The 6259-nt window shown below is 68.0% G+C and carries 6 protein-coding genes; all 6 read right to left on the minus strand.

From position 1 onward, the window contains the following. Positions 1-333, minus strand: a 333-nt coding sequence (locus AC1D01_RS16755; RefSeq protein WP_477868169.1) for a glucokinase, incomplete at its 3' end; no start/stop codon positions are given. Next, positions 330-2087 carry an alpha-amylase family glycosyl hydrolase gene (locus tag AC1D01_RS16760; RefSeq protein WP_477868171.1) on the minus strand — a complete coding sequence of 586 codons (1758 nt, stop codon included), beginning with the start codon at positions 2085-2087 and terminating at the stop codon, positions 330-332. The genes AC1D01_RS16760 and AC1D01_RS16755, both read right to left, overlap by 4 nt. Next, positions 2084-2974 (minus strand): maltose ABC transporter permease MalG, encoded by an 891-nt coding sequence (malG, locus tag AC1D01_RS16765; RefSeq protein ID WP_477868173.1) that lies wholly within the window; start codon positions 2972-2974, stop codon positions 2084-2086. The genes AC1D01_RS16760 and malG overlap by 4 nt, the downstream gene beginning before the upstream one ends. A 5-nt stretch (positions 2975-2979) precedes the next feature. Then, positions 2980-4509, minus strand: coding sequence for a maltose ABC transporter permease MalF (gene malF, locus AC1D01_RS16770; RefSeq protein ID WP_477868175.1), 1530 nt, complete (start codon positions 4507-4509; stop codon positions 2980-2982). A gap of 22 nt (positions 4510-4531) precedes the next feature. Next, complete coding sequence (gene malE, locus AC1D01_RS16775; RefSeq protein ID WP_477868177.1) at positions 4532-5737, minus strand: maltose/maltodextrin ABC transporter substrate-binding protein MalE; 1206 nt, start codon at positions 5735-5737, stop codon at positions 4532-4534. Next, the coding region (locus AC1D01_RS16780) for a TOBE domain-containing protein (protein ID WP_477868179.1) at positions 5734-6259 on the minus strand (526 nt) is incomplete at its 5' end. The genes AC1D01_RS16780 and malE, both read right to left, overlap by 4 nt.

The following is a 6259-nucleotide window of genomic DNA, read 5'->3' on the forward strand; positions in this document are numbered from 1 at the left end:
GTTGTTGACGACCAGCAGCGTCGACAGCTTCAGCTGCTGCTGCACCTCCTTGATGGAGAACGCCCAGTCGCGGTTGGTCATGCGCACCTGGTCGCCCTGGATCGGGTTGGCGATCGACACGGCGCCATGGCGCGGCGTGAGCTCCGGCACCGTCGCGAGGTAGGCCTGGATCACCTCGGTGATGCCGGCATGTTCGCTGCACGGCAGCACCGCCACGTGCTCGAACTGGCCCGCTGCCGGCTCGATGCAGAAGCGGGCGTAGGTCGCGCCGATGTCGGCCAGCAGCCGCAGGTCGGTGAAGGGCGTCGAGCGGGAGCTGAGGTCGATGGTCATGGACGGGGGGCAACACCAGCGAAAGGGGATGGGAGGGGGGAGGCGGCCAGCGTGGCCGCGGGGGCGCGTTCGAGCAGGACGTAGCCGGTGGCGGCGAGGGTGACCCGGCCATCGAGCACTTCGACGCGCTGGCCGCTGTACGCGTCGCGCAGCGCCTCGCCGTTGCCGAAGGTGGCGCCCAGCGGCAGCGTGACGGTGCCGTCGACCGCCATCGCGACGACGACCGCATCGCCGGTCTGCGCATCGACGCGGCTGAAGACATAGGGGCTGGCCGACAGTTGCCGATGCACGCCGCGTGCCAGCGCGACATGGCGTGCGCGGAAGCTGCCCAGGCGGCGCCAGTGCGCGAGCTGCGCGGTGTCGGGCGTGGCCCAGTTCATGTCGGAGCGGGTGGCCTGCTGCGGGTCGGAGGCCGGTGCCGGGCCGGGCGGGCGCGCGGTTTCGTCGCCGTAGAAGATCTGCACGGCGCCGGGGGCGAGCAACAGCGCGGCACCGGCCAGCGCGAGGCGGCTGCGATCGAACAGCCGCGTGTCGTGCGACGAGACGTAGCTCAGCGCGTTCCAGCCGGGCCGGCCGGCGAGCAGCGAGGCATAGCGGCTGTACAGCGCGTCGGGCTGCGCGAACTGCGGTGCCAGGTCCTGGAATTCGAAGTTGATCAGCGCATCGAAGCCGGCATCGGCCAGCGGGCTGCGCTCCGGCCCCTGGCCCCAGGATTCGCCGACCATCCAGAACGGCTGGTCGTCGATCTTGTCGGCCGGGTGGCGGGCCTTCCAGTCGGCGAGCGCGGCGGTGGCCGATCGTTTCAGCGCCGCCCAGGCCGCCGGCTCGACGTGCTTGACGGTGTCGGCGCGGAAGCCGTCGATGCCGTACTCGCGCACCCAGTCGCTGAGCCAGGTCACGAGGTAGTCGCGCACGGTCGCGTCGGGCAGGTCGCGGGCGCGCGTGCCGGGCTTGGTGCGCAGGAAGGTGGGCAGCTTCACGCGCTCGGTGCTCTCGGTGCGGAAGTCGGGCAGGTAGGCGAGCTGCATCGTCAGGTCGTCGCGGCCGCCGTCGAGGTAGCCGGGCAGGCCGGCGCGCACCCACGGGCGGCCCCACCAGTCGGCGAACGCGAAGCTGTTGTAGTCGATGAAGCCGTGGTAGTCGCGCAGCGTCGCGCGCTCGCTGCCCGGCCACAGCACCTTGAGGTTCAGCTCGCGGGCGGTCTGCAGGTCGAGGTAGCCGGGGTGGTTCATCACCACGTCGAACAGGATGCGGATGCCCTGGCGGTGCGCGGCGCTCACCATCTCGCGCAGCTCGTCGGGCGTGCCGATGTTCTGGTCGAGCACGGTGTAATCGAGCGCGTAGTAGCCGTGGTAGGCGTAGTGCTTGAAGGCCTTGTCACCGCCGACCACCCAGCCGTGGATCTGCTCGTACGGCGCGGTGATCCAGATCGCGTTGACGCCGAGCTCGCGGAACCAGCCTTCGTTCAGCTTGTTCGTGATGCCCTTCAGGTCGCCGCCGTGGAAGGTGGCGACATCGGCAGCCGGATCGGCCTCGCGCTGGCGGCCGTAGGCATGGTCGTTGGCCGGGTTGCCGTTGGCGAAGCGGTCGGTGACGGCGAAGTAGACGATGGCGTTGTCGGCGAAGGCACCAGGGACGGAGACCGGGCCGCTGATCGCGGGCGGGGCAGGGGGCTTCGGTGCAGGCGCGGGGGTCGTGCAGGCCGCCAGCAGGGTCCACAGCAAACTCAACAGCAGGGCGACGACGGACCTCATCCCTTGATACCTCCTGCGGTCAGCCCCGAGATCATCCACTTCTGCGCGAGGATGAACACCACCGTGATCGGCAGCCCCGACAGGATGGCGGCGGCCGCGAAATCCCCCCACAGGTACTTCTGGTCGTACAGGAACAGCTTSGASCCCACCGCCAGCGTCAGCTTGGCCTCTTCRTGCAGCAGGATCGACGCCACCGGGTACTCGATGATCGCGCCGATGAASGCGAGCAGGAACACCACCATCAGGATCGGCAGCGCCATCGGCAGCAGCACCAGCCGGAAGGCCTGCCACGGCGTTGCGCCATCCACCTTGGCCGCCTCCTCGATCTCGACGGGGATCGTGTCGTAGTAGCCCTTGATCGTCCACACGTGCAGCGCGATGCCGCCCGAGTACGCGAGCAGCAGCGAGGCGTGGCTGTCGATGCCGAAGAACGGGAACACGCTGCCGATGCGGTCGAAGATCGCGAAGATCGCCACCAGCGCSAGCACCGCCGGGAACATCTGCATCAGCATCAGCCCGCCGAGCGCCATGCGCTTGCCGCGGAACTGCATGCGCGCGAAGGCATAGGCGGCGGTGGTCGACAGCGTCAGCGTGATCGCCGCGGTCAGGCTGGCCACCTTGACCGAGTTCCACAGCCACAGCAGCACCGGGAAATCCGGCTTCACGAGGCGCCCGTCGGGCGCGGTGTAGGAGATCCCCAGCGCCAGCTTCCAGTGCTCGAAGCTGATGGTCTCGGGGATCAGGCTGCCGGCGGCGAAGTTGCCCGGGCGCAGCGAGATCGACAGGATCATCAGGAACGGGAAGATCACCAGCGCGACGAGCGCGATCAGGAACGCGTGCGCGGCCAGCACGCGCCAGCGGTGGCTCTTGTCGAGGACGATGGCCATCTGGTTTACCTCGATTCGTCCTTGGAGATCTTCGTGAGGCGCATCTGCACCAGCGAGATCACCGCCACCATCGCGAAGATGACGGTGGAGATCGCCGCSGCGAGCCCGAACTGCTGGCCCGAATCCTGGAACGCGATGCGGTAGGTGTAGCTCACCAGCAGGTCGGTGGTGCCGGCCGGCACGCTGGTGTCCAGGAAGTCGGGCCGCCCGCCGGTGAGCAGGCTGATCAGCACGAAGTTGTTGAAGTTGAACGCGAAGGCCGAGATCAGCAGCGGCGTCAGCGGCTTCAGGATCAACGGCAGCGTGATGCGCCAGAAATTGGTGAACGGCCCGGCCCCGGCCACCGCCGAGGCCTCGTACAGGTCGGCCGGGATCGCCTTGATCAGCCCCGAGCAGATCACCATCATGTACGGGTAGCCCAGCCACACGTTGACGATCAGCAGCATCACCTTGGCCAGCAGCGGGTCCGAGAACCACGCGGGCTTGATGCCGAACAGGGCATCGAGGATCAGGTTGATCTCGCCGAAATTGTTGTTGAACAGGCCCTTGAACACCAGGATGGAAATGAACCCCGGCACCGCATACGGCAGGAACAGCAGCGTGCGGTACAGGCCCTTGAAGCGCAGCGCATCCCAGTTGAAGAGAACCGCCAGGAACATGCCGAGCGCRGCACCGAAGAACACGGTGAGCGCGGAGAACACCACCGTCCAGAGGAAGATGCGCACGAAGGGCTCGCGGAACGCGGCGTCGGTGAAGATGCGCTGGTAGTTGGCAAAACCCACGCCGACCTGGAAGCCGGGCTGCAGGCGCTCGCCGGCCTCGGTCTCGTAGAAGCCGCTGGTCATGTTCGGGCGCAGCACGGCGTTCGTCTGCTGGTTCACGAGCGAGCCGTCGGSGYTGCGYTTGTACAGCGGCTGCACGGCGCCGAACTGGCGCAGGCCGGTCATCACGAGCTTGAGGTCGCTGTCGGGAAGGCGCAGGGTCAGCGCCTGCAGGTKCTTCTGCYKGSCGATCACGGTCTTGAGTGGCGCCGGCTCGGCCAGCGGGGCCTGCGCCGGGTCTTGCGGCKSSAGCTTSAYYTCCMGCGGCGTGGTSGTYGCMAGCGCGAGCCGGCCGCTGACCCACGCCTTGCCGCTGTCCGCGTCTTCCAGCCGCAAGCGGAACTCCGGCCCGTCCTCATGCAGCGTGAACGCRTAGCTCGCGCCCTCGCCGCCGTGGAAGGTCTCGTCCAGGAAGTACTGCGTCGCCCGCGGGAACTCCAGCAGGTTGCGCGAGCTGTAGTTGGTGAACCCGATGGCCATCGTGTAGACCATCGGGAAGACGACRAAGACCAGCGCCGCGGCGATGCCGGGGAACAGGTAGCGCCAGGCGTAGGTCTTCGCCGMGCTGTAGACCCACAGCGCGAGCGCGGTGATCGCGAGCATCGTGCCGGCCAAGAGCGTCTGSCCGGCCGCGTAGACCATCGCGACCACGTACAGCGCCGCGACCAGCACGAGCGCGAGCAGGGCCGGGCCGGGGCGCAGCCGGTACTTCATCGTCTTCGGGTGCCTGCGTGGATTACTTGGCCGTGATCCGCTTGGCCGCGGCGTCCAGCGCCTCCTTCGGCTGCTGGCGGCCCTCGGTCATGTTCTTCAGCGCCGACTCCATCGACGACCAGAAGCGCCCCATCTCCGGGTTGTTGGGCATCGGCGCGCCGTCCTGSGCGCTGGCCATCGTCGCCTGGATGTTCGCGTTGCTCTTCAGCTCGGCGAACAGCGCCTTGCTCGCCGGCGTCCCCAGCGGCACGTCGTCGTTGATCGTCTTCAGSCCCTTCGGCGCGAGCATGAAGTTCTCGATGAACTCCACCGCCACGTCGCGGTTCGGCGAGGCCTTGGAGATCATCGCGCCCAGCACGCCGACGAAGGGCGCGGCCTTCTTGCCGTTGACGCTCGGGATCTTGGCGACACCGAAGTCGATGTTGGCCTTCTTGAGGTTGTCCCACGACCACGGGCCGTTGATCATCATCGCGACCTTGCCCTGCGCCATGCCCGCYTCCATCTCGGCGTAGCCGGCACCCTTGGTCATCACGCCGTCCTTCACGAGCTTGCTCAGCAGCTCCGCGCCCTTCARSGCRCCGGCGTTGTTGACGCCGGTGTCGGCCGGGTCGAAGTTGCCGTCGGCCTTCAGCTTGAACGGGTAGCCGCCACCGGCGGCCAGCAGCGGCCACGTGAAGTAGGTGTTGTTGTAGTCCCAGAGGATCGCCTTCTTGCCGGAGGCCGAGAGCTTCTTGTCGAGCGCGATCACCTCGTCGAAGGTCTTCGGCGGGGTCGGCACCAGCGCCTTGTTGTAGACCAGCGAGACCGCCTCGATCGACATCGGGTAGCCCCATTGCTTGCCGCCCACCGCGAACGCCTTGACGGCCAGCGGGTCCAGGTCGGCCAGCACCTTCTTGCTCGGCGCAACCGGCTGCAGCAGCCCGCCGGCGATCCACTCGCCGATGCGGTCGTGCGGCCAGATCCAGATGTCCGGGCCCTTGCCGGCCGCGGCCGCCTGCTGGAACTTGTTCGGCGCGTCCTCCGGGTGCTCCACCACCACCTGCACCCCCGTCTTGGCGGTGAACTCCTCGCCCACCTTGGCCAGGCCGTTGTAGCCCTTGTCGCCGTTGATCCAGATCAGCAGCTTGCCGGGCTCGGCGGCGTGGCTGACCAAAGGCAGGGCAGTGCCGGCCAGCGCCAGGATCGCGGCGCCGGCGAGCAGCTTCAGGTGATGTCGCTTGGTGTTCATCGTGTGTCTCCGGGTGGTGTGTGTTGTGGTGATGAAAAGAGCGTGCGCCCCTGCTCGTCGAACAGGAAGCCGCGCTGCGGCGGGAAACTCAAATACGCGGTGTCGCCCGTCTTCAGCGGGTTCTCCGGCGCGGTGCGGATCGTCATCGCCTCGCTTCTCGTTGACGAATCCAGGCCGGTCAAGGTCACGTGCAGGTAGGTGATGTCGCCCAGGTGCTCGGCCAGTTGCACGTGCGCGCGCATCGCCTGYGGGGGGGTGGGCGTGCTGGCAGCGTCGACGTGCTCGGGGCGCAGGCCCACGGTGACCGTGGCACCGGCGGCCAGTGATGCGGTGTCGGCCTGCACCGTCACGGTCGAGCCGTCGGCCAGCGCGATGCGGGCCAGGCCGTCGTCCGCACCCAGCAACTTGCCTTCGATGAAGTTCATCTTCGGCGAGCCGATGAAGCCGGCGACGAAGCGGTTCACCGGCCGGTGGTACAGCTCCATCGGCGTGCCCACCTGTTCGATGCGGCCCGCGTTGAGC

Source organism: Rhizobacter sp. P3_B12 (assembly GCF_056402895.1).

Bases quoted from the DNA above. Each gene is read 5' to 3' on its own strand.
- AC1D01_RS16760 (WP_477868171.1), bottom strand. From the start codon at position 2,087: ATGAGGTCCGTCGTCGCCCTGCTGTTGAGTTTGCTGTGGACCCTGCTG.